The sequence below is a fragment of the Corynebacterium guaraldiae genome (assembly GCF_053480195.1).
Map to the genome: position 1 here is coordinate 97274 of NZ_JBRBAU010000003.1, position 24941 is coordinate 122214.

At 60.5% G+C, this 24941-nt stretch carries 21 protein-coding genes; 10 read left to right on the top strand and 11 right to left on the bottom strand.

Annotation, left to right across the window (positions count from 1 at the left end):
* Window positions 1-76 precede the first annotated feature (76 nt).
* The 5 genes from pgl to tkt all read right to left on the bottom strand — a co-directional run bounded on the left by pgl (window position 77) and on the right by tkt (window position 6735).
* A complete protein-coding gene (gene pgl, locus ACUY3D_RS03430) occupies window positions 77-838 on the bottom strand; it encodes a 6-phosphogluconolactonase (protein WP_070524285.1) in 762 nt (253 codons plus the stop codon).
* 71 nt (window positions 839-909) lie between these two features.
* Entirely contained in the window at window positions 910-1842 is a 933-nt protein-coding gene (locus ACUY3D_RS03435) for a glucose-6-phosphate dehydrogenase assembly protein OpcA (RefSeq protein ID WP_070532931.1), read from the bottom strand.
* A gap of 21 nt (window positions 1843-1863) precedes the next feature.
* Window positions 1864-3396, bottom strand: a complete 1533-nt coding sequence (zwf, locus tag ACUY3D_RS03440; RefSeq protein WP_269948231.1) for a glucose-6-phosphate dehydrogenase — start codon at window positions 3394-3396, stop codon at window positions 1864-1866.
* Between the two features lie 130 nt (window positions 3397-3526).
* A complete protein-coding gene (gene tal / locus ACUY3D_RS03445; RefSeq protein ID WP_070532929.1) occupies window positions 3527-4615 on the bottom strand; it encodes a transaldolase in 1089 nt (362 codons plus the stop codon).
* A 44-nt stretch (window positions 4616-4659) separates the two neighbouring features.
* On the bottom strand, window positions 4660-6735 hold the full coding sequence (tkt, locus tag ACUY3D_RS03450; RefSeq protein ID WP_448240382.1) for a transketolase: 2076 nt from the start codon (window positions 6733-6735) through the stop codon (window positions 4660-4662).
* A 340-nt stretch (window positions 6736-7075) separates the two neighbouring features.
* Between tkt and ACUY3D_RS03455 the strand changes: the two genes are divergently transcribed.
* A complete protein-coding gene (locus ACUY3D_RS03455; protein ID WP_269948232.1) occupies window positions 7076-8020 on the top strand; it encodes a heme o synthase in 945 nt (314 codons plus the stop codon).
* Window positions 8021-8039: 19 nt separating this feature from the next.
* On the opposite strand, the gene ACUY3D_RS03460 is transcribed toward ACUY3D_RS03455, so the two are convergent.
* The 5 genes from ACUY3D_RS03460 to mptB form a co-directional block, all read right to left on the bottom strand.
* Window positions 8040-9011: a quinone oxidoreductase family protein gene (locus tag ACUY3D_RS03460; protein ID WP_070596572.1), complete on the bottom strand. Its 972-nt coding sequence runs from the start codon at window positions 9009-9011 to the stop codon at window positions 8040-8042.
* A 102-nt stretch (window positions 9012-9113) separates the two neighbouring features.
* Entirely contained in the window at window positions 9114-10124 is a 1011-nt protein-coding gene (locus tag ACUY3D_RS03465) for a COX15/CtaA family protein (protein WP_448240344.1), read from the bottom strand.
* 82 nt (window positions 10125-10206) lie between these two features.
* The gene (locus ACUY3D_RS03470; RefSeq protein ID WP_070524271.1) at window positions 10207-10968 is read right to left on the bottom strand and encodes an ABC transporter permease; all 762 of its coding nucleotides are present in this window, start codon (window positions 10966-10968) and stop codon (window positions 10207-10209) included.
* A gap of 45 nt (window positions 10969-11013) precedes the next feature.
* On the bottom strand, window positions 11014-11928 hold the full coding sequence (locus ACUY3D_RS03475; RefSeq protein ID WP_448240345.1) for an ABC transporter ATP-binding protein: 915 nt from the start codon (window positions 11926-11928) through the stop codon (window positions 11014-11016).
* Between the two features lie 6 nt (window positions 11929-11934).
* Window positions 11935-13698 (bottom strand): polyprenol phosphomannose-dependent alpha 1,6 mannosyltransferase MptB, encoded by a 1764-nt coding sequence (gene mptB / locus ACUY3D_RS03480; protein ID WP_250223856.1) that lies wholly within the window; start codon window positions 13696-13698, stop codon window positions 11935-11937.
* A 198-nt stretch (window positions 13699-13896) separates the two neighbouring features.
* On the opposite strand from mptB, the gene ACUY3D_RS03485 reads away from it, so the two are divergent.
* From ACUY3D_RS03485 to ACUY3D_RS03515, 7 genes are read left to right on the top strand one after another with little or no spacing between them, the layout of a single operon-like run.
* Window positions 13897-14547 (top strand): helix-turn-helix transcriptional regulator, encoded by a 651-nt coding sequence (locus ACUY3D_RS03485; RefSeq protein WP_154736555.1) that lies wholly within the window; start codon window positions 13897-13899, stop codon window positions 14545-14547.
* A gap of 22 nt (window positions 14548-14569) precedes the next feature.
* Window positions 14570-16015, top strand: a complete 1446-nt coding sequence (gene sufB, locus ACUY3D_RS03490; protein WP_448240346.1) for a Fe-S cluster assembly protein SufB — start codon at window positions 14570-14572, stop codon at window positions 16013-16015.
* On the top strand, window positions 16016-17206 hold the full coding sequence (gene sufD / locus ACUY3D_RS03495) for a Fe-S cluster assembly protein SufD (protein WP_448240347.1): 1191 nt from the start codon (window positions 16016-16018) through the stop codon (window positions 17204-17206).
* Window positions 17207-17233: 27 nt separating this feature from the next.
* Window positions 17234-17992, top strand: a complete 759-nt coding sequence (sufC, locus tag ACUY3D_RS03500; RefSeq protein ID WP_070524257.1) for a Fe-S cluster assembly ATPase SufC — start codon at window positions 17234-17236, stop codon at window positions 17990-17992.
* 59 nt (window positions 17993-18051) lie between these two features.
* Window positions 18052-19299: a cysteine desulfurase gene (locus tag ACUY3D_RS03505; protein ID WP_448240348.1), complete on the top strand. Its 1248-nt coding sequence runs from the start codon at window positions 18052-18054 to the stop codon at window positions 19297-19299.
* A complete protein-coding gene (gene sufU, locus ACUY3D_RS03510) occupies window positions 19296-19745 on the top strand; it encodes a Fe-S cluster assembly sulfur transfer protein SufU (RefSeq protein ID WP_070564486.1) in 450 nt (149 codons plus the stop codon). The genes ACUY3D_RS03505 and sufU overlap by 4 nt, the downstream gene beginning before the upstream one ends.
* Window positions 19746-20171: a metal-sulfur cluster assembly factor gene (locus tag ACUY3D_RS03515; protein WP_070524254.1), complete on the top strand. Its 426-nt coding sequence runs from the start codon at window positions 19746-19748 to the stop codon at window positions 20169-20171. It abuts the gene before it with no gap.
* Here the strand turns inward: ACUY3D_RS03515 and ACUY3D_RS03520 are convergent.
* A complete protein-coding gene (locus tag ACUY3D_RS03520) occupies window positions 20168-22180 on the bottom strand; it encodes a fructose-specific PTS transporter subunit EIIC (RefSeq protein WP_448240349.1) in 2013 nt (670 codons plus the stop codon). The genes ACUY3D_RS03515 and ACUY3D_RS03520 overlap by 4 nt on opposite strands.
* A 161-nt stretch (window positions 22181-22341) precedes the next feature.
* Between ACUY3D_RS03520 and ACUY3D_RS03525 the strand changes: the two genes are divergently transcribed.
* Window positions 22342-23973: an ABC-F family ATP-binding cassette domain-containing protein gene (locus ACUY3D_RS03525; RefSeq protein WP_348520980.1), complete on the top strand. Its 1632-nt coding sequence runs from the start codon at window positions 22342-22344 to the stop codon at window positions 23971-23973.
* Window positions 23974-24195: 222 nt separating this feature from the next.
* On the top strand, window positions 24196-24933 hold the full coding sequence (locus tag ACUY3D_RS03530; protein WP_269948235.1) for a DUF2785 domain-containing protein: 738 nt from the start codon (window positions 24196-24198) through the stop codon (window positions 24931-24933).
* Window positions 24934-24941: the final 8 nt, after the last annotated feature.

Consider the following 24941-nt stretch of genomic DNA (forward strand, 5'->3'; position numbering starts at 1 on the left):
ATTAACGCCGCGTGCCTCCTCACGTCGAGGGGGACACGCGGCGTTATAGGTTTTCTCGGCCCGGGCGCACGCGTTGTTAGAGCTTCTGCGCGGCGTCTTCGCTCACGAAAAGCAGGGTCTCTTCCGCTCCCTGGGCGCCAGCGGCCGGCCAGTCTTCTGCGGCAGCGCCAGCAACAAGGTGTGATACCGCCTCGGCTTTTTCTTCTCCGGAGACAAGGAACCAAATGCGCTGGGAGCGGTTGATCGCGGGATAGGTTAGCGTGACACGCTCCGAAGGCGGCTTCGGGGAATCGTGGACAGCGAATGCATAGTCCGAGTCCTCGTAGACTGCCTCCGAATGCGGGAAGAGGGAATTGATATGGCCTTCGTGTCCCATGCCGAGGAGATGCAGATCAAAACCCTCAGGTGCGAATTCACGAATCTCGCCTTCGTAAGCCTGGGCGGCGTGTTCCATGGACACGGCGCCCAAGTCATAGCCGTGGATATGGCGCTCGGGAACGGCGACCTGGCTCAGGAGTGCTTCGCGGGCTTGGCCCTCGTTGGAATCAGGATCACTGACCGGCACGTTGCGCTCGTCGCCGAAGAAGACATGGACTCGCGTCCAGTCCACCGAGAGGGCAGGGAAGTCGGTTCCTTGCTGCTGGGCGGCGTGAGCAAGGCGAGCCAATTCGCGCAAGACACCAATGCCTGCACCGCCACCGGTGAGGACTACGCGGGCTACTCCGTCTTTGTGAAGGCCTCCGCCCGGGGCTTGAACCGCCGCAACCGTCTCAATAAAGGCGAGTGCGGCGGAGGATATGAGCTCATCGATGTCGCTAACGCGGCGAAGCGTGACCATAGTGCAGAAAGATCCTTGTGAATGCTGTGTCTAGGGGTCTAGGGGTCTAGGTGAAAAAGAAAAGTTTACGACTACACACTGTAGTCCACTCGAGCTAAAGCGCGGAGAGAATGGGCGTATGTCTTATCTGCGTCGAGGTGGCGGAGTTCCTCTGAGAGTACTTCCGCTTCGGAACGTACGGTGAGGCTTACGAGGGACTCTGGGGAGCCGGGAACGCTGACCCTGACCGTCTCGGAATCGACAACGGTCACGCTGACATCTGCAGTGGGGCGGCGGAAGACTACCGAGGAGATCGGGAAAGGACCCGCGGTGCAGTCCGAGACGGTGCGGGTGACGGGGACGGAGAGGGCGTCGAGAAGCCAGCCAGCTGCAAAGTCGACTGCAGCGTGGTGCTCAGCACCAGAAATTTCGACGGAAATGACCGGCTCATGGGGGTGACGGTCAAGCGCCGAGGCTACGATGCCACGCCACAGGGTAATAGCGCCCCACGACATGTCGGAATCACCAGGCGTGTAGCCCGAAGACAACACGTGCAGGTCATACTGGTCAACGCCGCTGCCGAAAGCCACGTTCGTAATGCGGCGTTGGGCGAGTGCGCCGATGGGCACCGCGGCTGGTGACGGTGGGCACGCGGTGGGCCACCATGCCACGATTGGGGTATCGGGAAGGAGAAGGGGAGTAACCACGGACTCCGCTTGGTCCGCTAGCGCGCCGTGCAGGTGCATCACGACGATTTCGGAAGCGCCCGCTTCGCCGCCCACGCGCAGTTCGGCGTCGAGCCGCGTCTCTTCCTCCAAGGAACCCGTGGCAATCACGATGACGCGAGAAGGGTGCTCGTGGGAGGCATCACGAACCGAGGCGAGAAGGTTGTCTAGGTCATCGCCTTCCTCAGTCATGACGATGAGGGTGAGGACGCGGCCTGTCGTGAGCGTGTAATGCTCCTGCATCTCCACGAGCTTCTTGGAGATCTTGCGCGTAGTCGTATCGGGCAAGGGGATAATCATTAAGCCATTCCTCCTAGGGACCTACGGACGACGCCAGGAATGTCCCCGGCGGCGCAGCATTCTATCGGCAGACTCCGGTCCCCACGTGCCGGCGCGATATTGCTCCGGCTGACCAATGTTGGACCAGTATTCAATGATGGGATCGAGGATGGACCAAGACAACTCAACCTCTTCATTAGTGGGGAAGAGGGAGGACTCGTCAAGGAGGGCGTCGAGAATCAGGCGCTCATAGGCCTCGGGAGACTCCTCCGTAAAGGCCTCGGCATACGCGAAGTCCATGTTGACATCGCGGACCTCCATCGTGGATCCGGGGACTTTGGAACCAAAACGCATGGTGACGCCTTCGTCTGGCTGCACGCGGATTACCACGGCATTCTGGCCTAGGGCCTCTGCTTGGCCTTGATCAAAAGGCTGGTGGGGAGCTGTCTTAAACACGAGCGCAATTTCAGTCACGCGGCGGCCGAGACGCTTGCCAGTGCGCAGGTAGAAAGGAACGCCCGCCCAGCGGCGGGAATTGACCTCAAGAGTGCAGGCTGCATAGGTTTCCGTCGTGGATTCCGGATCAAAACCCTCTTCCTCCCGGAGGCCTTTGACATATTGCGATCCTTGCCAGCCGGCGGAGTATTGGCCACGCGCAGTGGTCTTGTTCAGCGGATGCACGGCGTTGGTGGCTCGCAGCACCTTAATCTTTTCCGCCTGAAGAGCCTCGGGGTCGAAGGAGGAGGGCTCCTCCATTGCTACGAGAGCAAGCAATTGGAGGAGGTGGTTTTGGATGACGTCGCGCGCGGCGCCGATGCCGTCATAATAGCCGGCACGCCCGCCCAGCCCGATGTCCTCAGCCATCGTGATCTGCACGTGATCGATGTAATGCGCATTCCACATTGGCTCGAAAATCTGGTTGGCAAAGCGCAGGGCCATGATATTTTGGACCGTTTCCTTGCCCAGGTAGTGGTCGATGCGGAAAACCGAGGACTCAGGGAAGACGGCGTTGACAATCTCGTTGAGCTCGCGCGCGGAAGCCTGATCGTGTCCGAATGGCTTTTCAATGATGACGCGGCGCCAGGAATTATCCGTGCTATCGGCCATACCGACGCGCTCAAGCTGGTGGCAAATATCGGAGAAAAACTCCGGAGGTACCGAAAGATAGTAGGCCCAGTTTCCACCCGTGCCGCGGGAGTCATTGAGCTCCGCCAGCCGTGCAGAAAGCTTGTCAAAGCCGGCGTCATCGAAGTTGCCCTGCACAAACTCGATTCCCTTGGCAAGGTGCTCCCACACATGCTCGTTGAAGGTGGTTCGCGCACCTGCTTCGGCGGCCTCGCGGACATAGTCACAGAATGCCTGCTTGTCCCAGTCGCGACGGCCGTAGCCGACCAAAGTAAAACCTGCCGGAAGCAATCCGCGGTTGGCCAAGTCGTAGATGGCGGGGAGGAGCTTCTTGCGCGCCAAGTCACCCGTGACGCCGAAAATCACCATGCCAGAGGGGCCGGCGATGCGTGGCAGGCGCTTATCCTTCGAGTTGCGCAACGGGTTGACCCACGCGCTGCTAGTGCTCACTAAGTGTCCTTTCGGTCTGTGTGAGGTAAGTCCAACAGCCCAGCATAGCGACACGCGCCCCGCCGACCATAGTTGCATGGCCATTTGCGGTGCGCGCGGCGATTGTAGGCGGTCAAGAATTCACGTTCGATTAGGAGAGGCGATCGGTCATGGAGGCAAGCAATTCCTCCCAGGCGTTGACGAACTTGTCGACACCCTCCTTCTCCAACACAGCAAAAACATCGTCGAAGTCGATGCCGACTGCCTTCAGTTGTGACCACACGTTCTCTGCCTGCTCAGCAGAGCCACTGAGAGCGTCGCCGTGCAGGTTGCCCTGTTCGAGAACAGCATCGATGGTTTTTTCCGGCATCGTGTTGACGGTATCTGGGCCAGCTAGCTCGGAGACGTACAGCGTGGCGGGGTAGTCGGGGTTCTTGACGCCCGTCGACGCCCACAGAGGGCGCTGCGGGTGTGCACCAGCCGGCAGGTGTGCGCCTGGCTCCTTGAATTCCTTGAGGAATAGGGCATAGGCACGCTGGGCGTTGGCAACCCCGGCCTTTCCACGCAGTGCGAGGGCCTCCTCAGTGCCGATCAGCTCGAGGCGCTTGTCCACTTCGGTATCCAGGCGGGAGATGAAGAAGGATGCCACGGAATGAATCGTGGAGACGTCCTTTCCAGCCTCGGCAGCGCGTTTGATTCCCTCCTTGTACGCAGCGATGACGTGGGCATAACGCTCTACGGAGAAGATCAGGGTGACGTTGACGGAGATACCTTCCGCAAGCGCCTCGGTGATGGCTGGGAGGGAGCCTTCCGTAGCCGGAATCTTGATCATGAGGTTGGGGCGGTTAACCTTGGTCCACAATTCGCGCGCCTGCTTCAAGGTTGCGTCTGCATCGGCGGAGATGCGTGGATCAACCTCGATGGAGACGCGGCCGTCGCGCCCGCCCGACTTCTCGTAAATCTCAATGAAGATATCGCATGCGTTGCGGACATCGTCGATTGCCAGCGAGTACACTGCCTCATCCGCGGTAGCGGACTTTTCCTTCAGCGCTGCGATTTCGGTGTCATAGGAAGTGCCGGAGGACATTGCCGCGGCAAAGATTGCTGGGTTCGTGGTGACGCCCACGATGGACTTGGTGTCCAAAAGCTCACGAAGATTGCCGGAGTCTAGGCGCTCGCGGGAAAGATCGTCGAGCCAGGTCGACGTCCCGAGGCGAGCCAATTCATCAATATGCGTCATGGTGTTGTGCAGATCCTTTCGTGGTGAGAACTCGGAACGGGAAACTAGCTTTCCTTGGCAGCGTTCAGTGATTCGCGGGCGGCGTCGGCAACAGCGTCGGCGGTGAAGCCGAACTTCTCAAAGAGCTCTGCGGCAGGTGCGGAGGCACCGAAGTGTTCCAGGGATACAGTGCGGCCGAAGGTACCGGTGTACTTGTGCCACGGCATCGAGATGCCAGCCTCCACGGAGACGCGAGCGCGGACCGAGGAGGGAAGGACAGATTGGCGGTAGGAGGCGTCCTGCTCGTCGAACCACTCCAGGCACGGAGCGGAGACAACGCGCGTTGCCGTGCCTTCAGCCTCGAGCTGCTTGGCGGCTTCTACCGCGAGCTGAACCTCGGAACCGGTGGCGAGGAGAATGACGTCCGGGGTTTCCTTCGATGCTTCAACGAGGACGTAGGCGCCGCGGCGAACACCTTCGGCGGCCTTCTCCTTGGTGCCCTCGAGCACGGGCAGGTTCTGTCGGGACAGCGCCAAACCCTTCGGCGCTGCCTTGTATTCGAGTGCCGCTGCCCATGCCTGGGCAGTCTCATTGGCATCGGCCGGGCGGATGACGGAGAGGTTGGGGATGGCACGGAGGGCAGAGAGCGTCTCCACCGGCTGGTGGGTGGGGCCGTCTTCACCCAAACCAATGGAATCGTGGGTCCACACGTAGTAAGTATCGGTGGACATCAAAGCGCCGAGGCGGACGGCAGGGTACTGGTACTCGGAGAAGATGAGGAAGGTACCGCCGTAAACGCGGGTATTACCATGCAGCGCGATGCCATTCATGATTGCGGACATGGCGTGCTCACGAATACCGAAGTGCAGGTTGCGGCCGTAAGGCGTGGCCGTCCAGGCGCCCGTGGTGATGGACTCCGGGCCGAAGGAATCCGCACCCTTGATGACTGTGTTGTTGGAACCCGCCAGGTCGGCGGAGCCGCCCCACATCTCCGGCAGGGAGGCTGCGAGCGCTTGGATAGCGGCCTCAGAGGCCTTGCGAGTGGCCAGAGATTCGCCTGCCTCCCAGGTAGGAAGGTCAGCGGCGAAGTCAGCCGGAAGTTCCCGGGCCTGGAGGCGGTCGAAGAGCTTCTTTTCCTCCGGGTGGGCCGCAGCCCATGCGTCGAACTTCTCCTGCCATTCGGCGTGCTTCTGTGCACCGCGGGCAGTCAGCTCACGGGTGTGAGCGAGGACTTCCTCGTCGATGTGGAAGGACTGCTCAGGATCGAAGCCGAGGACTTCCTTGGTGGCGGCGACCTCATCCTCACCGAGGGCGGCGCCGTGGACGCCACCGGTGTTCATCTTGTTCGGTGCCGGGTAGCCGATGACCGTCTTCACACGGATGAAGGAAGGCCGGGAGGTCTCGGCGCGGGCAGCGGCGGCGGCTGCCTCGATGGCTTCAACGTCCTCGCCGGATTCGACGGTCTGCACATGCCAGCCGTAGGCCTCGTAGCGCTTGGCCACATCCTCATTGAAGGCAATGTTGGTGTCGTCCTCAATGGAGATGCGGTTGTCGTCCCAGAAGACGATGAGGTTCCCCAGCTTCTGCGTACCCGCCAGGGACGAAGCCTCAGCAGTCACGCCCTCCTGCAGGTCGCCGTCCGAGGCGATGACGTAGATGAAGTGATCGAAGGGAGACTCGCCCGCTGGGGCAGAGGCGTCGAACAATCCGCGCTCCTTGCGCGCGGCCATTGCCATACCAACCGCGGAGGCCAGGCCCTGGCCCAGCGGGCCGGTGGTGATTTCTACGCCGTCAGTGTGGTGCACCTCCGGGTGGCCGGGCGTCTTCGAGCCCCAGGTGCGCAAGGACTTCAGGTCCTCCATCTCGAGGCCGAAGCCACTGAGGAAGAGCTGAATGTATTGCGTCAGGGACGAGTGTCCGACGGAAAGGACGAAGCGGTCGCGCCCGGCCCAGTGGACGTCTGCTGGATCGTGGTTTAGCACGCGTTGGTAGAGCGTGTAGGCCAACGGGGCCAGGGACATAGCGGTACCCGGGTGGCCGGAGCCGCAGTTTTGGACTGCGTCGGCAGCTAGCACGCGCACAGTATCCACGGCGCGGGTATCGAGGTCACTCCAGTCCGAAGGGTAGCGGCGCTGGACCATAGCCTGCAGTTCCGGGGACAACTTATCGTGCGACACGGCGAAAACCTCACTTCGCTTCTGGAAACAGATATACCGTTTATCAGTGTAAAGGTTTTTCGATCCTCGGCGGGGGATTATAGAAACCAGGTTTCGGACGGTAATCTGGCATGGTTGACGCCGTTGCTCCCTGCTATCGGCCAGTGGCCGGCGAGTTTTCTCCGGAGAATGATCTGGATTCTCGCCACGAGGTTTTCAGGATGTGTTCTAGACGTCCTTGGGAACTTTCTAGCACGAGCAGACGACCACTACTTCAGACCAATAAGCCATTCACCCACGTGCCGGATTTACGGAGGACTGTTCCTTGGAGACCATCAAGGCCTATTTTGCGCTAACGAAACCGAGGATCATTGAGCTCCTCCTCGTGGCAGCAATCCCGGCTATGCTCCAGGCCCAGCGTGGATTCGAGGCGGTGTCGTCGAATTTCTGGCTCATCTTATCCACCATCTTTGGTGGCTGGATGGGTGCCGCAGCAGCCCACACGTTCAACAACGTTGTGGACTATGAAATCGATCAGAAGATGCAACGTACGCGCGCTCGCCCGCTGGTGCGCAAGACCATTGCGCGCCGCAATGCCGCTGCCTTCGCCTGGGTCATGCTGGCGTTGTCCGTCTTTTGGCTGGGCGTGCTGGCGCATTCTTGGCTGGGCGCGTTCTTCGTGCTGTTGACCAACTTTTTCTACGTCATCGTCTACACGAAGTTCCTCAAGATGCGGAATTCCCAGAACATCGTGTGGGGCGGTCTCGCTGGCTGTATGCCCGCCATGGTGGGCTGGGCAGTGATTCGGGATAACGCGCCCGCGGGGGAGCCCGATAAGTGGTGGCAGGCCGTGGTGTTGTTCCTCATCATTTTCTTCTGGACCCCACCACACACGTGGGCACTCGCAATGAAGTACAAAGAGGACTACCGCAAGGCTGGGGTACCGATGTTGCCCGTTGTTGCCGGAGAAGTGGAAGTAACTCGCCAAATCGTTTGGTACACAATCGGAACGGTCATCGTAACCTTCCTCATCATCCCGGCCGCTTCGTGGATCTATCTGGTGGCCGCGGTGGCTTCCGGTGCGGTCTTCCTGTGGATGGCCATCCGCCTGCACCAAGGAGTAAAGAAGGGCGCAAAGGTCAAGCCCATGCGCCTGTTTATCTACTCCAACAACTATCTGTCAGTTCTTTTCATCGGCCTGTCCATCGACGCCATCGTGGGTTGGGAGCCCATCGGGCGCATGCTGGGTTGGTCAGCCACGCTCTTTTAATTAGCTAGTGTTTATCTAGCTATTCTTCCTCCCGCACGCGCAAAACAATTGAGCCGGTGGTCTTGCGCTCTTGGAGGTCGCGGTGGGCCTGAGCGGCTTCTGCAAGCGGATATTCTGCAGATACGCGGAAGTCAAGCTCGCCGTCGATAACAGCCTGCACCACGGCTTGAGCACGCATCTGGAACTCGCCTTCTTGGGAGGTCCAGGCGCCGAGTGAGGGGCGGGTGAGGAAGATGGAGCCGTGCTTATTCAGCAGCTGCGGATCCATGGGCGGGACTGGTCCCGATGCGGCGCCGAAGAGCGCCACAGTACCGCGCGGGCGCACGACTTCGAGGGACTCGCCGAAGGTCGCCTTGCCGACGCCGTCGTAAACCACGTCAACCCCACGCCCACCGTTGTGGCGGCGTACCTGTTCGGCCAGGCCACTGCTGTAGCGGAAGACACAGTCAGCACCTGCGCTATAGGCCAGCTCTTCTTTCTCATCGGTGGAGACCACTGAGTAAACGGTGGCGCCGAGGGACTTGGCCATCTGCGTAAGGACTAGGCCGACGCCGCCCGCACCGGCGGTAATCAGGCACGATGCGCCTTCCCCAAGCTGATATACACCGTGAGTGAGGTAGTGTGCCGTCATGCCTTGGAGGAGCATAGACCCTGCGACAGCGGACGGGATCTCATCCGGGACGGCCACCACGCGGTCGCGCGGCACACAGACCTGCTCGGCATAGGAACCGAATGCGTGATCCCAGGCAACCATCGTGCCCGGGGCGATCTCCCCCTGGGGATCGTGCACAACCCGGCCGGTGCCTTCGAGGCCGAGGATGAAAGGCACAGAGGCGTTGTAGATGCCTTCGCGGTAGTAGGTGTCGATGTAGTTGACGCCGGCCACGGAGACGTCGACAAGCAACTGCTCCTGCGATGGCGTGGGGGAATCTACCTCGGCGTAGGTGAGGACCTCAGGCCCTCCGGTCGTGGTCACCTGAATAGCATGCATGGTGTCTAGGCTAAACGAGATCCCGGCCCCCGCGCAGCAAAAGCGCCGCCTTCCTCCTAGCGTGGTGGGGAAGACGGCGCTGTGAGCACCTACCGGGTTGCCCTAGCTTTGGGTTGCGGAGCTGCTTTCGACACCAGGTTGAGTAGCGCTGGAGGAAGCAATTTCAGTGGTGCGGACGCGGCGCAGTCCATGCGCCCACAGTAGGGCGGTGAAGGCCGTAACCACCGAGGACATGCCCACGTGGAAGGGGACTGTCCAGCGTGGAATGTGCAGGTAGAACTGCGTTACGCCAAGAGCCCATTGGATGACGATGCAGGCAATGAGCACCCAGCCGTCCTTCCTGGCCGCCTTGGGCGCACCAGTGCGGTGAAGGAGGAAGACCACGATGAGGGTCAGCGCCAAGTAGACGTACATGCAGATAGCGTGGATGACGGCCATGCCATAGGTATCGACTCCGAGGCGTCCCTCCATGCCCACGCCAGCGTCGCCGGAGTGTGTTCCAGAGCCGGTGACAAAGGTACCGGTGAGAAGCACGATGGAGAGCGCTACCGCAGCAACGACCGCGAGCGTGCGCACGGCGGCGGGGAAGAGGCGAGTAGGGGTTCCGTCATCGGGTTCGTTGATGCGGGAGAACAGCATGGCCGCAATCCACACCAGGGCCATAGAGGGGAGGAAGTGAATTGCCACACTCCACCAAGAAAGCTTCAGCACGACCGACAGGGCACCAATGAGTGCCTGCACGAAGATACCTGCGAGCCCCGCCCAGGCATAGACCTTGAGCTCCTTGCGGCGCTGCGCCTTGTGAACGGCCACAATGCTGGCGATGGCCGCCGCCGCCACAACAAAGGTCAGCAGGCGGTTACCAAACTCAATGGCCTGGTGCAGCATGGGGGCCGCGCCCTGGATAGGAACGAGGGAGCCGGGGTGGCAGTTGGGCCACGTCACGCAACCAAGGCCGGAACCGGTCACGCGGACGATGGAACCCGATACTGTAATGCCAGCCTGACAGATTAAGAGGACGAGTGCGATAATGCGCTGTGTCTTCAGCGAGGGGCCTGCAGGACTTGTAGCAGGCGCAGGGGTGCGTTGAGAAGAAATGTTGGCAGTACTCACGGGTACTCAGCCTACCGTTCGGCACCGCTCCGGAACCAAAATCAGTATGTGCGTCACGCCGTGCAAGGGAGAAGAATCACTTTTAGCCCTCGAAGCGGAACCAACGCACCGCTGCAAACGACGCTACCGCTGACCAACCGATGAGGACGAGGATCTCAAAGACAGGGAATGCTCCTTTAAGAGCGATGTCGAGCCCACCGGCCATCGCCACAGTGGGCACGAGCGTGAGCACCCCATTATCGCCCAGACCCTGGGAATACATCACCCAGCCGACGGTACCGAGCAGAATGAACCAAATGAGGTTGGACACCGCCAGGACAGCTTCTGAACTGAGGGTCCCGCCGAGCAGCAAGCCGAGCGCTGTAAATGTGGCGACACCAAACGCCAACACCACCACGCCGATGGCGGCACCGCCGGCAGTAATACGCAGCCCGAGGATGGCAGCTGCTGTGCCCAGTACAAGGACCTGAAGTACCACCATTGAAAGAACGCCAAGGATCTTTCCCACCACGATGGCCCAGGCCGGAACTCCTGATGCGCCCGTTCGTTTGAGCGCGCCATAGCGACGGTCGAAAGCCAGAGAAATAGCTTGGCCGGTAAACCCAGAGGATGTAGCGCCGACGGCCAGGACCATGGGGAAGATCTCCTCTACGCCGTGGCCCGTACTGTCCTGCATCTTGGCGGCGCCGATCAGGATAGCGAGCGGAATGATGATGCTCAGTAGCTGTTGCTCGCCGTGCCGCAGCATCAGCTTTGACTCGATTGCCCCTTGGGCACGGGCCATGGCGGCAACGCCAACGCGCTGCGGATTCGGGCTGAATGTGCCGGGTGCGAAGGTGCTCATGGAGCTTCTCCTTGATCAAACAAAGTGGTAGGTGTCAGATGCGGGCTAACTGCGCATCTCGCGGCCGGTGAGATCTAGGAAGACCTCTTCGAGGTTACGGTGCGAGGTTTGCAGGTTGCGGAGGACAACGTTGTGCGCGGCTAAGAACGCGGCGAGCTCTGCGATGACCTCCGGGCTGACCGAAGAGGTGAGCCGGTAGTGGAGGGGGCGGGTAGCGTCGGCGGAGATGCCTGCCTTACGCAGCGCCTCAAGATCCACTGGAGTCGCGGTCTCAAAACTCACCTGAGGGATATCAGCGGAACTCGTCAGCGACGCTGCGGTGCCGCTGGCGACGAGCCGGCCGTGATCAATAATGACCACGCGGTCGCTGAGTGCTTCCGCTTCATCCATGAGGTGCGTGGTGAGGATGACTGTCACGCCATCTGCACGCAACGCATGGATGAGATCCCACACGGCAAGGCGCGATTGCGCGTCCATACCTGCCGTGGGTTCATCGAGGAAGACCAATTCTGGACGTCCAATGATGGCCAAGGCGAGAGATAGTCGCTGTTGCTGCCCGCCCGACAAACGGCGGTAACTATTCTTTTCCACCGCGCGCAGCCCTAGGGTATCCAGTAGCCATTCCGGGTCTAAAGGATTGTCGTTATAGGAGGCGCTAAGTTGCAGCATCTCCTTAACCTTGATTCCGGAATAAGAACCTCCGCCCTGCAGCATGATGCCAATGCGGGCGCGCACCGCGTCAGGGTTGCGTGCAGGGTCAAGCCCCAGAACCTCAATGTGGCCGGAGGTGGGTTTCTTAAATCCCTCACACATCTCGATGGTGGTTGTCTTGCCCGCACCATTGGGGCCAAGCAGACATAGAATCTCGCCGTAATTAGCGCGGAAGCTCAGCCCATTTACCGCGTTGACGTCGCCATAGGTCTTTATGACGTTTTCTAGGATGAGAGCCGATTTAGTCACGGGCAGTTAGTTTAAGACACGCACGCCCGCTCGACGCAACGCAACCCACCCCGCAGCGATCAGTGCTACGAACGTCACCGCAGCGGCCAAGTAGATAACGAAGACCGTGCCTGGGGGCAGGCCTAGCCCGCGCGGTAGGACGATGAAGCTCATCAACCCGGAGTAAATCATTACCGCCATACGGAAGAAGCGCCGGTTTGCCCACGCCGCGAGCGGCAGCACCGCCCACAGGATGTACCAGGGCTGGACGACTGGGAAGAAAACCACGAGCGCGAAGGTGGACACACCGAGTCCGCCCACCGGGTGGATGGCTCCGCGGAAGGTCGCATACAGCATGCGGAGCATAAAACCGGCGGCAATGATGACGCCGACAGTGCGGGTGACGCTGAGAATGGCCTCGGTGTGATCACCCAAACCCAACAGCATCCCGAGGAAGCCGGCGCCGACGCCCACGGAGGTCGTCGCAGAGAGCCAGGAACGGATCGTAGCCGCGCCGCCTTGACCAAAGATCCATCCAATATCGATACCCGTAATTATCGTGACTGCCGCAATAGAGACGGCGAGCAGAAGCAGCTGGGCTAGACCGGCGCCAAGGACCGCCCGTACGGCGGGCACACCGTGCTTGTCGACGAGCCTGCGAGCAGCCGCCATACCGACAAACCCAAGTCCAATGAAGCCGGTAACCTTCACCATGCCGGCGCACGAAATGAGGACGCCAGACGCGATGAACAGTGCCCATGCCCGCCAGCGAGCGGCGTGGGAATCGTTGACAGCCCGAAGACCCAATTCCACTCCGACGAGAGCCAGCCCCAGCATGAAGGATTCATTGTGAATGCCTCCTACCAGGTGAAGGATGGTCAAGGGGTTGAGGATGCCGAGCCAGAGTGCTGCCTCCGGCGCCACGCGGCAGCGGGTGGCGAGACGTGAAATGGCCCAGCCAGCAGCGATGATGCCGACGAGGGAAAACACTCGGTGCAGGACTACACCCCAGATGATGGAGTCGTGGGTGAGCCAGCTGACCAATGCGGCCAGTCCTAACGCCACAGGGCCATACGGGGAGGGGGAGTTTGCCCAGATGAAAGGGACGGAACGGGCAAGGTCGTTATCGGCACCCAGCAGTTCGACGGGGCCTGCGGAATAGGGATCGAGGCCTTGCAGCACGATGGATCCGTTGGCCAGGTAGGAGTAGATGTCTTGGGTGAAAAGGGGAGCGGTGACCAGTAGTGGAAGTACCCATCCCAGCCAGGTTCGCCACATTTGGCTTTGCGTCAGCACTCGGGGGGAGTGGCTAAACCTCGTATCTTCCCCGTCGCCCGTTGTCCCTGGATTATGTTCGGCCTTGCGCAGGCGCAGTGGAGCTCCCACGAGTGGGGCCATACAAATCCACGCGGTCACCATGAAGCCGACACCGATAAACACGATGGCGGAGGAAGACTGCAGCATTCGTGACATGAGTGAACCGAAAGGCAAGGACTCATACGGGTTTCCCACCACTGGGAGCGCGCCGGCGCCCAAGCCGCCGAGTGCAATGAGCAGTGCGCCGATCGTGCCGAGCCAGCGAAGCGTGAACAGTGTACGCAGCTGGGAGATGGTGCGGCGGTGGGCGTCGCCAAGCGCGGCGTGATCTGCTCCCTCGGCGGAGTCGGGGAAGTCTTGGTGAAGGAGCGCGGAACGGGAACCAGGAACACCCATGCGGGGAAGCTCATCGCGCACGCCCCAGATGACGCGGGGCAGCCGCCCCGATCGGGTGTAGTCGCGTTCCATATTCATGACTGTCTACCTTAGCGGCTCAGTGGTGAGCGGGAACTAGCTGCCCGCGACACGAAGGAAAGAGTGGAAATTGGGAATGAATTAAGGAACACTAGTGTTGTCTAAACAGGGAATGATTCACTTAAGGAGGTGTGCACCGTGACGAAGGAGTTACCCAGGGAGACTCGCTCGACCGAGGGCGATACTCGCCGCCACGTCATGTTGTTGCTTCTCAAGGACGGCCCGGTGACGGCGTCGTACTTAGGTGAACGCCTAGGTCTCTCTGCAGCCGGCATACGCCGGCACTTAGACATTTTGGTGGAGGAAGGACTCACCGAGGTTGTACACCGCCGCCCAGCAGCCCGCCCCGGGCAGTCGGCAGGCCGTGGTCGCCCCGCCAAGCACTTTCGCCTCACGGATCAAGGCCGTGCCCAATTCGGGCATGCCTATGACCAACTGGCTGCGGAAGCACTCACCGCGTTGCGGGAAGCGGGAGGGCCCGAGGCGGTCCGGCGCTTTGCTAAGGCCCGCTTCGAGCGGCTCGTGGAAGACGTGACTCCTTTGGTAGAGGAGGAAGAATCCGTACCTGAGGTGGCACGCCAGCTGGCCGCTGTGCTTGATGCACACGGCTACGCGGCCACGGTGACATCGGTGGGAAATGGAGTGCAGATTTGCCAGCACCATTGCCCGGTGGCCCATGTGGCTGCTGAGCATCCGGAGTTGTGTGAAGCAGAACAAGAAGTTTTCTCCGCGCTATTAGGCAAACACGTGCAGCCTTTGGCCTCCATCGCGGATGGCCACGGAATCTGCACCACGAATATCCCCTTAAAACCTGTCCCGCCGTCTGCGGTGGAACGGGAAAAAGACTAATCAACATAGAAAGGAGCGGGCTTTGACACAGGCACAACCAGCACCAGGGCTTGAGACCAAGATGAGCGATGATGAGATCATCTCCTCCATCGGTGGATATGACTACGGCTGGCACGATTCGGACGCGGCCGGCCAGGCAGCACACCGAGGTTTGAGCGAAGACGTCGTCCGCGATATCTCGGAGAAGAAGAACGAGCCGGAATGGATGCTTGAGTCCCGACTCAAGGCACTGCGCGTTTTCAACAAGAAGCCGGTGCCCACGTGGGGTCCGGATCTCTCCGACATCGACTTTGACAACATTAAGTACTTTGTCCGCTCCACTGAGAAGCAGGCCCAAACCTGGGATGACCTGCCGTCAGACATTAAGGAGACCTACGACAAGCTGGGTATCCCGGATGCCGAAAAGAAGCGTCTAGTCTCCGGTGTTGCCGCCCAGTACGAGTCTGAGGTGGTCTACCACAAGATTCGTGAGGACCTTGAAGCCCAAGGCGTTATCTTCGTCGATACCGATACCGCTGTGCGCGAGTACCCGGAGATCCTCCAGGAGTACTTCGGTACGGTCATCCCGGCCGGTGACAATAAGTTCTCCGCACTGAACAATGCCTGCTGGTCTGGTGGCTCCTTCGTCTATGTGCCAAAGGGCGTCCACGTGGACATCCCGTTGCAGGCTTACTTCCGCATCAACACGGAGAACATGGGCCAGTTCGAGCGCACCCTCATCATCGTGGAAGAGGACGCCTACGTCCACTACATCGAGGGCTGCACCGCGCCGATCTACAACTCGGACTCACTGCATACCGGTGTCATCGAGATCGTCGTGAAGAAGGGCGGCCGCTGCCGCTACACCACCATTCAGAACTGGTCCACCAACGTCTATAACTTGGTGACCCAGCGCGCCAAGGTGGAAGAGGGCGGCACCATGGAATGGGTCGATGGCAACATCGGTTCCAAGGTCACCATGAAGTACCCCTCCTGCTGGCTGACCGGCGAGCACGCTAAGGGCGAGGTTCTCTCCCTGGCATTCGCGGCGGACAACCAGGTGCAGGACACCGGCTCCAAGATGGTCCACATGGCGCCGAACACCTCCTCCAACATTGTGTCCAAATCGGTGGCCCGCAATGGTGGCCGCGCCGCTTACCGTGGTTTGGTGCAGGTCAACGCCAACGCTGCCAACTCCACGGCCAACGTCGAGTGTGACGCGCTGCTGGTGGACAATAACTCGCGTTCGGATACGTATCCGTACAACGATATCCGCAACGACCACGTCTCCTTGGGCCACGAGGCAACCGTCTCGCAGGTTTCTGAGGAGCAGTTGTTCTACCTCATGTCCCGCGGTATCGCCGAGGAAGAGGCCATGGCGATGATCGTGCGCGGCTTCGTCGAGCCGATTGCAAAGGAGCTCCCCATGGAATACGCATTGGAGCTCAACCGTCTTATCGAGCTGCAGATGGAAGGATCGGTGGGCTAAGTGGTAGCTTCCAACGAATTTAATCCTGCTGACGTCACCAAGGGTGACCAGTTCACATCATTCAACGTGGAGGACTTCCCGGTCCCGCATGGCCGCGATGAGGTGTGGCGCTTTATTGCCCTGCGCAACCTGCGGGGCCTGCACAACGGTGAGTTTGCGCCGGCAACCGCGCAGAAGATCGACGTCACCGCTCCGGAAGGCGTAACCTCCGAAACCGTTGCGCCTGACGACGCCCGCCTCGGCACCGCTGGCGCCCCTGCTGACCGCGTTGCCGCACAGGCCTGGACTTCCATGCCGGAGGCACAGGTTGTCACTGTGGGCGCTGAGGCACAGTTGGACCAGCCGGTGGAGATCACCATTACCGGTGCTGGTGAGGGCGTGACCTCCTTTGGTGCGACCTCCATCCACGTGGGACACCACGCCGAAGCCACCATCGTGCTGAAATACGTCGGCTCCGGCACCCACGCGGACAATGTTGAGTTCGTGCTGGGCGACGGCGCCCACGTCACCGTCGTCGTTGACGCCGATTGGGAAGATGACGCCGTCCACCTGTCCCACCAGATCGCGAAGGTGGGCCGCGACGCCGTCCTGCGCCACAACACCGCCATCTTCGGCGGCGAGATTGTGCGCCTCGTTCCGCGCGTGGTTTTCGACGCCCCGGGCGGCGATGCCGAGCTGCTGGGCGTCTACTTCGCCGACGCTGGCCAATACTTCGAGAACCGCCTGCTTGTGGACCACGATGTGCCGAACTGCCGCTCCCGCGTTTTCTACAAGGGCGCGCTGCAGGGCGCTACGGCCGCGCAGAAGGCCGAGGCTGGCTCCGCTTCCCGCACCCCGGAGGCCCGCACCTGCTGGGTCGGTGACGTGCTCATCCGCAAGAACGCGAACAACACGGACACCTATGAGACGAACAACAACCTGATTCTCACTGAGGGCGCGCGTGCAGACGCCATCCCGAACCTGGAGATCCAGACCGGTGAGATCGTCGGCGCCGGCCATGCCGCAACTGTGGGCCGCTTCGATGACCTCGAGCTGTTCTACCTCATGTCCCGCGGCATTCCGGCCGCCGAGGCACGCCGCCTCATCATCCGCGGCTTCTTCTCCGAAGTCATCTCCCGCATCCCGGTCGAGTCCCTGCGCGAGGAACTGGAATCCCGCGTCGTCGACGAGCTCGCCAAGATCAACGCTTAAAACTCCCCGAAAGCAGGTACCAACTCAATGTCTACTCTGGAAATTAAGAATCTCCACGCGCAGGTGCTCCCCAACGAGGAGGACGGCGAGCCGAAGGAGATCCTCAAGGGCGTCAACCTGACCATCAACTCCGGTGAGACCCATGCCGTCATGGGGCCCAATGGCTCCGGCAAGTCCACCCTGTCCTACGTCATTGCCGGTCACCCCAAGTACGAGGTTACTGAGGGCGAGGTGCTCCTCGACGGCGAAAACATCCTCGAGATGGAAGTTGATGAGCGCGCCCGCGCTGGCCTCTTCCTCGCCATGCAGTACCCGACCGAGGTGCCGGGCGTGAAGATGTCGCAGTTCATGCGCTCTGCCGTGACCGCTATTCGTGGCGAGGCCCCGAAGCTGCGCGAGTGGAACAAGGAGCTCACGGAAGCTCGTGAGAAGCTCTCCATCGACAAGTCCTTCGCCCACCGTTCCGTGAACGAAGGTTTTTCCGGCGGTGAGAAGAAGCGCCACGAGGTCATGCAGCTGGACATCCTCAAGCCGAAGTTCGCAGTCATGGATGAGACCGACTCCGGCCTGGACGTCGACGCCCTCCGCGTGGTTTCCGAGGGGATTAACCGCTACCAGGAAGAAACCAAGGGCGGCATCCTCCTCATCACGCACTACAAGCGCATCCTCAACTACGTCGTCCCAGACTTTGTCCACGTCTTCGCAGACGGACACGTCATCAAGACCGGTGGCGCCGAGCTGGCTGATCAGCTTGAGGCGGACGGCTACGAGCAGTTCCTCAAGTAGAACTCATCAGGCTGCACACATCACGTACGCAATCGATAAAGAACCGAGCACAAGGACTTATGTCTGAACTAGACGTTAACGCGATTAGGGAGCAATTCCCCATCCTCTCGCGCACCGTGCGCGACGGTAAGCCACTGGTGTACCTGGATTCGGGTGCGACCTCGCAACGTCCCCTCCCGGTGTGGAAAGCCGAGGAGGAGTTCGTACTCGGCACCAATGCGCCGGTGCACCGCGGCTCCTACCAGTTGGCGGAGGAAGCCGATGACGCGTATGAGTCCGCCCGCCAGGCCATTGCCGCTTTCGTTGGCGCGGACCGCGATGAGATTTCCTTCACCAAGAACGCCACTGAGGCGTTGAATGAAGTCGCCTACGTGCTTAGCGATGAGCGCGCGGGTCAGCTTTATGTCGGCGAGGGCGATACCGTCGTCGTCACCGAATTGGAGCACCATGCGAACTTGGTGCCATGGCAGGAGCTGTGCCAGCGCACTGGCGCGACGCTGAAGTGGTACTCCATGACTGAGGACGGCCGCATTGATCTTGATTCGCTCGAGCTCGATGACTCCGTCAAGGTCGTGGCTTTTACCCACCAGTCCAACGTGACGGGAGCCGTGGCCCCCGTCGAGGAACTGGTGCGTCGTGCCCGCGCTGTAGGCGCGATGGTGGTTCTGGACGCATGCCAGTCCGTTCCGCACATGCCGGTGGACTTCCACGCTCTCGACGTGGACTTCGCTGCGTTCTCTGGGCACAAGATGTGCGGCCCAACCGGCGTCGGTGTGCTCTACGGCAAGGCGGAGCTGCTGGCACAGCTGCCGCCCTTCCTTACTGGCGGTTCCATGATCGAGGTGGTCAAGATGGAAGGCTCGACCTTTGCCGAGCCGCCGACTCGCTTCGAGGCCGGAACTCAGATGACCAGCCAGGTCGTTGGTCTGGGGGCCGCGGTGAAGTTTTTGAGCGAAGTTGGCATGGAGGCCATTCACGCCCACGAGCAGAAGCTCACCGCATTGGCTTTGGACAAGCTTTCCGAGATTCCTGGTCTACGCATCATCGGCCCCGAAAACACCGAGGATCGCGGGGGAGCGGTCTCCTTCATCGTGGAGGGCATCCACCCGCATGATTTGGGCCAGGTGCTTGATGCTCATGGAGTGTCCATCCGAACTGGTCACCACTGCGCGTGGCCACTGCACCGCGCGTGCAAGGCTAATTCGACCGCACGCGCTAGCTTTTACCTGTACAACACTGAGGACGAGGTCGACGCCCTCGTAGAGGCGGTGCGGGCTGCCCGTGTTTTCTTTGGAGTGAGCGAATGAACCTAGATTCCATGTACCAGGATGTAATTCTGGACCACTATAAGAACCCGAAATTCTCCGGCCTGCGCGATGGCCAGGCTGAGGTTCACCACGTCAACCCCTCGTGCGGCGATGAGATCACGCTGCGCGTGAAGCTGTCGGCCGACGGCAAGACTGTGGAGGACGTGTCCTACGACGCTGAAGGCTGCTCCATCTCGCAGGCTTCGACCTCCGTCATGGCGGAAGAAATCGTAGGCATCCCGTTGGAGGAGGCCAACGCCAAGCTCGAGGAGTTTGACCGCATGGTGACTTCCCGCGGCGAAGTTGAGGGAGACGACGAGATCATTGGGGATGGCGTCGCTTTTGCCGGCGTGGCCAAGTTCCCTGCCCGTGTTAAGTGCGCGCTGCTGGGGTGGAAGGCCTTCCAGGCTGCCACCGCACAGGCGCTGACTGAATTGGAGAAGTAGATGGCGGATACCACTAACGATAGCCAGCCGACCGACCCGTATCAGGACGAGAACGCCTCCTTCGCCGGCGGCGGAGTAAAGCCTGAACAGACCGAAGAGCAGATTGCCAAGGCATTCGACATCACCGAATATCTCCGGGACGTCATCGATCCGGAGCTGGGCATCAACGTTGTTGACTTGGGCCTGGTCTACGACCTCTGGCTCGAGGACATTGACGGCAAGAACACCTGCGTCATCAACATGACGCTGACGTCCCCGGCGTGCCCGCTGACTGACGTCATCGGTGAGCAGATCGACGACGTCGTGGTGGGCAACAAGCTTGCCGACGCCGTCCAGCTCAATTGGGTGTGGATGCCGCCGTGGGGCCCGAACATGATCACCGAAGAGGGCCGCGAGATGCTCCAGGCCCTCGGCTTCGCGGTCTAATCGTTTCGCTGCCCCACAGTGGGCAAGGACGCCGGATCCAGCGCCGAGGAGATGATATCGACGGCTTCTTCTAGGGTTGCAGCGGACTGAAGGCGAACACGGAAGTCCTCCTTCATGATTGCCCGTGCCAGCTTGGAAAGCAGCTTGAGGTGTTGCTTGCCGGCGTCGTCTGGCACGGCAATGAGGAACACCATCGTTGTGGGCTCCTCACCCTGTGCCCACGTGATTGCTTCGGGAAGACGTGCAAAAGCCAAGGTAGGAACCTTCACGCCAGCTGAACGGGCATGCGGGATCGCCACGCCATGGCCCACGCCGGTAGAGTGCTTCGTCTCGCGCTCAAGAGCCGCTGTGAGCACCGCAGAAGGATCAGCAAGGCGAGGAGAAACTAGCCGCACTAGTGCTTCGATGGTTTCGTCGCGAGTACTGCCCATACTGTGGTCGAGGCTCACCGTTTCGATAGACAGCAGTGGTTGTCCCAGATGCGAGCTTTCCGCCGCGTTTGCTGAAGCTTTGTCCGCAGCGCCCTGGTCGCTCTTGCTCTCATTCTTCTCTGTCGTTTTCTTATGCTGAGTAAGTGCGATTAATAGGAGCATGACTGATGCACAGACGACAACGCCAATAAGCAATGCCACGAAGAAGCCCGCGACGTTGTCGACAGCACCGAGCACTGCGACGATGGGGCCGCCGTGCATGACATGGTCTTTAACTCCGAATGCGCCTGCTAGACCACCGGCAACCGCACCGCCGATGACGTTCGCCGGAATGACCTGCAGAGGGCGTGCAGCGGCAAGGGGAATTGCGCCTTCCGTAATGCCGAATAGCCCCATGAAAAGCGCGGCGATACCGGCGTCTTTTTCGGCCTTATTAAACCAGGCACGGCGGGCAAGGGTGGCAGCGCCCACCGCCAATGGCGGTACAGCGATAGCGGTAGCGGCCATTCCCATAGGGGCTGCATTACCAGCGGCAATCATGCCTCCACCAAAGAGGAACGCTGTCTTGTTGAAGGGGCCGCCCATGTCAAACGCGATCATCGCTCCGATAACGAGGCCAAGCACAACGACAGAGGAGCCTTGCATTCCTGCGAGGTACTCGGTCATGGCTTCAAATGCACCAGCTATCGGTGAGCCGACCAGGTAAATGAAGATAAGACCCACAATGAGGGTGGTGAAAATCGGGATAACGATGATCGGCCAAATCGGGGCGATGTATTTGTTCACCGGAATCTTCTTGATCCCTAGCGCCACATAGCCGGACAGGATGCCGGTGACGATACCTCCTAAGAACCCGGCACCGGCTTCAGATCCGTAGAGTGATCCAGTCGTAGCGATGAGGCCAGTAATCAGACCAGGCGCCAACCCAGGACGGTCCGCAATGCCCACTGCGATATAGCCGGAAAGAATCGGCACCATGAGTGAAAAGGCCAAACCACCCAGCTCGTTCAGCGTATTCCAGAAGGAATCCTCGGGAATTGCAAGGCCTTCGGGCGTCGGGGTTCCTCCAATTGACAGTGCTACTGCGATGAGGAGACCGCCGGTCACCACGAACGGGATCATGTGGGATACGCCGTTCATCAGCGCTTTATAGAGGGTCTGTCCCACGGCGCGCGCGCCATGGGCACTGCCGGAGCTGTCCTCGCGCTGAGATCCCTTCGGCTCTTCGGCAGAAAGCTTTTCTTCCCATTTCGACGCGGACAGCGAACGGCGGAGGAGCTCCTTTGGGTGCTTAATAGCTTCATCGACGCCCGTTGCTGCCAAGCGCTTGCCGCGGAAACGATCCTTGGCAATCACAGTGTCGGCGCCAATTACGATGGCATCGGCTTCTTCGATGTCCTGAGCACTGAAGGGGCCTTCGACACCGATTGAGCCGTGTGTCTCAACTTTGATCCGGTAACCAAGTTCCGCGGCAGCGGCCTCGAGGTTTTCAGCCGCCATGTAGGTATGCGCAATACCAGTTGGGCAGGCGGTAATCGCGAGGATTAATGGCGGTTTCGATGTGGCTGATGTACTCATGAAGTCAATGTAGGCACATCTTTCATCTTGTATAGGTCAAGCGCGCCGAATCCGGGCCACGAATTCCCAGATGACTTATCCTCCGTACCGTTAGCTTTACGTCGATCAGCGCCCTGCCGCTGGTTCGGGTTTAACTGCCCTGGTTGCTAGACTGTTTCGACGTGATTGTGACCAATGATTTCGAGGTGCGCGTGGGCGCACGCACGCTTCTCGACGCCCCCGGCCAGCACCTCCGCGTACAGCCGGGTGACCGCATCGGGCTGGTCGGCCGCAACGGCGCGGGAAAGACCACGACGATGCGCATCTTGGCGGGGGAGACCGAGCCTTATGGCGGTTCGGTAACGCGCTCTGGCCCCATTGGTTACCTGCCGCAGGATTCTCGCGAGGGCAACATCGAACAGACCGCGCGTGAGCGCGTGCTCTCTGCGCGCGGCTTGGATGAGATCAAGCGGCGCATGGCCAAGCAGCAGGAGCTCATGGAGACGGCATCGGACGACAAGTTCCGTGATAAGGCCATCCGCAAGTTCTCCCGCTTGGAAGAGGAATATCATTCCCTCGGCGGCTACGAGGCGGATTCCGAGTGCGCGCAGATCTGTGACAACCTTGGCCTCCCGCAGCGCGTCCTAGATCAGCAGCTCAAGACGCTCTCCGGTGGCCAGCGCCGCCGCGTGGAGTTAGCGCAGATTCTTTTCGCGGCGTCGACAGGCTCGGGCAAGTCCCAGACCACGCTGCTTCTCGACGAGCCCACGAACCACCTCGACGCAGATTCCATCACCTGGCTGCGTGGCTTCTTGTCCAAGCATGAGGGCGGACTCATCATGATCTCGCACGACGTGGACCTGCTCGAGGCCGTCTGCAACAAGGTCTGGTTCCTCGACGCCGTGCGCGCCGAGGCGGATGTCTACAACATGGGCTTTAAAAAGTATCTCGATGCCCGTGCGACCGATGAGGCCCGGCGCCGCCGTGAGCGCGCTAACGCGGAGAAGAAGGCGGCCGCCCTGCACAAGCAGGCCGCAAAGCTCGGCGCTAAGGCGACGAAAGCCGCGGCAGCAAAGCAGATGCTGCACCGCGCTGAGCGCATGATGAACGAGCTCGATGACGTGCGCGTGGCTGACAAGGTCGCCCACATCAAGTTCCCGGAGCCGGCTCCCTGCGGTAAGACCCCGATGAACGCGAAGGGCCTGACCAAGATGTATGGCTCGCTCGAGGTCTTCGCGGGCGTGGACTTGGCCATTGACAAGGGCTCGCGCGTCGTCGTACTGGGCTATAACGGTGCCGGAAAGACGACCCTGCTGAAACTGCTGGCGGGCGTGGAGCGCACCGACGGTGAGGGCGGTATCGTCTCCGGCCATGGTTTGCGCATCGGCTACTTTGCCCAGGAACACGACAACATTGACCCAGACAAGACCGTGTGGGAAAACACCATCGAGGCTTGCCCCGATGCAGGCCAGCAGGATTTGCGCGGTCTACTCGGCGCCTTTATGTTCTCCGGGGACAAGCTGGAGCAGCCCGCCGGCACGCTCTCCGGTGGCGAGAAAACTCGACTTTCTCTGGCGACGCTGGTGTCCTCGCGCGCAAACGTGCTGCTTCTCGACGAGCCCACGAACAACCTCGACCCCCAGTCCCGCGAGCAGGTTCTCGATGCGCTCGGTACTTATACCGGAGCCGTGGTTCTGGTAACCCACGATCCAGGCGCGGTAAAGGCCCTCAACCCAGAGCGTGTCATCATCATGCCCGACGGCGACGAGGATCTGTGGAACGACGAATACATGGAGATCGTTGAGTTAGCCTAGGGGGGCTAGCTCCTAGCCCCAGAATCGGCAACGGCAACGCTCTATGTTCTTCTGGTCACCGTGGTACTTCGTGGCCTTCCATAAAACCTATAGTGCGCTAGAATCGGGGGCACACTCACGCACCGCTCAAGGCTCTTTTCTTGGGTCCTTCCGGCATCCCACGCACAAGGGTCTAGTAGCGCTACGACCCCAGCCGTGCTGCAGCAGGAGAGGACTGAAGCCATGAGCCACACCGATACCCTCGATTCTGTCATTGAACCACTGCTTACCGGTTTGGTGAGCAAGCGGCCTGAAGTCCGTGTGGACTGGGCCTTTGCCGAGCTTAAGGAAGGTATTGAGTCAGGTCAGTGGGATGGCCACATCGACCAGGTCCGGGATCGCCTCACCGGTTACCTGCGCACGGACAAGGTGTGGACCAAGGTCATGGCCGCGCGTTTACTCACTGTTCTCGCTGAGTCTGGCCACTTTCATTACGAGGACTATCTCACCTTCCGCGCATGGTATGTCACTGAAGAAGACACGCGTGGCGTAGTCAAGGACATCGGACACGTCATGGCGGTCGGCTACGGCGCGGACTACGTGGAAACCTGCGTGCGCATGGGGATGATTCCTGCCGTGGAAGGCGCGGCAATTATTTCTTGCCGCCTGCGCGTTCCAGGGGGAGTGTGGCACGACGATGAGGCAGAACGCTTGGCGCGTGCTGCGTGCACGACGATTGCTAAGAGCACCTCGCCGCACATTCTAGAAATATGGACTGAGCGCCTGAGCAATACAGTCCTCAACGAGGGAGTGCGCAATGGTAATCGCGCGGTAGTGGAAAACTTCGCCCGCTTTCTCACTGCCACAGCACACATGGTGCGTAGCGAACCCGGGAAGTGGGGAATCGACGTCGACCGCGCGCAACTAGCGCTACCGTTAATAGCGGAACTCGAAGACAAACTGCGCAACGCCGGCACATAAGTATTCTC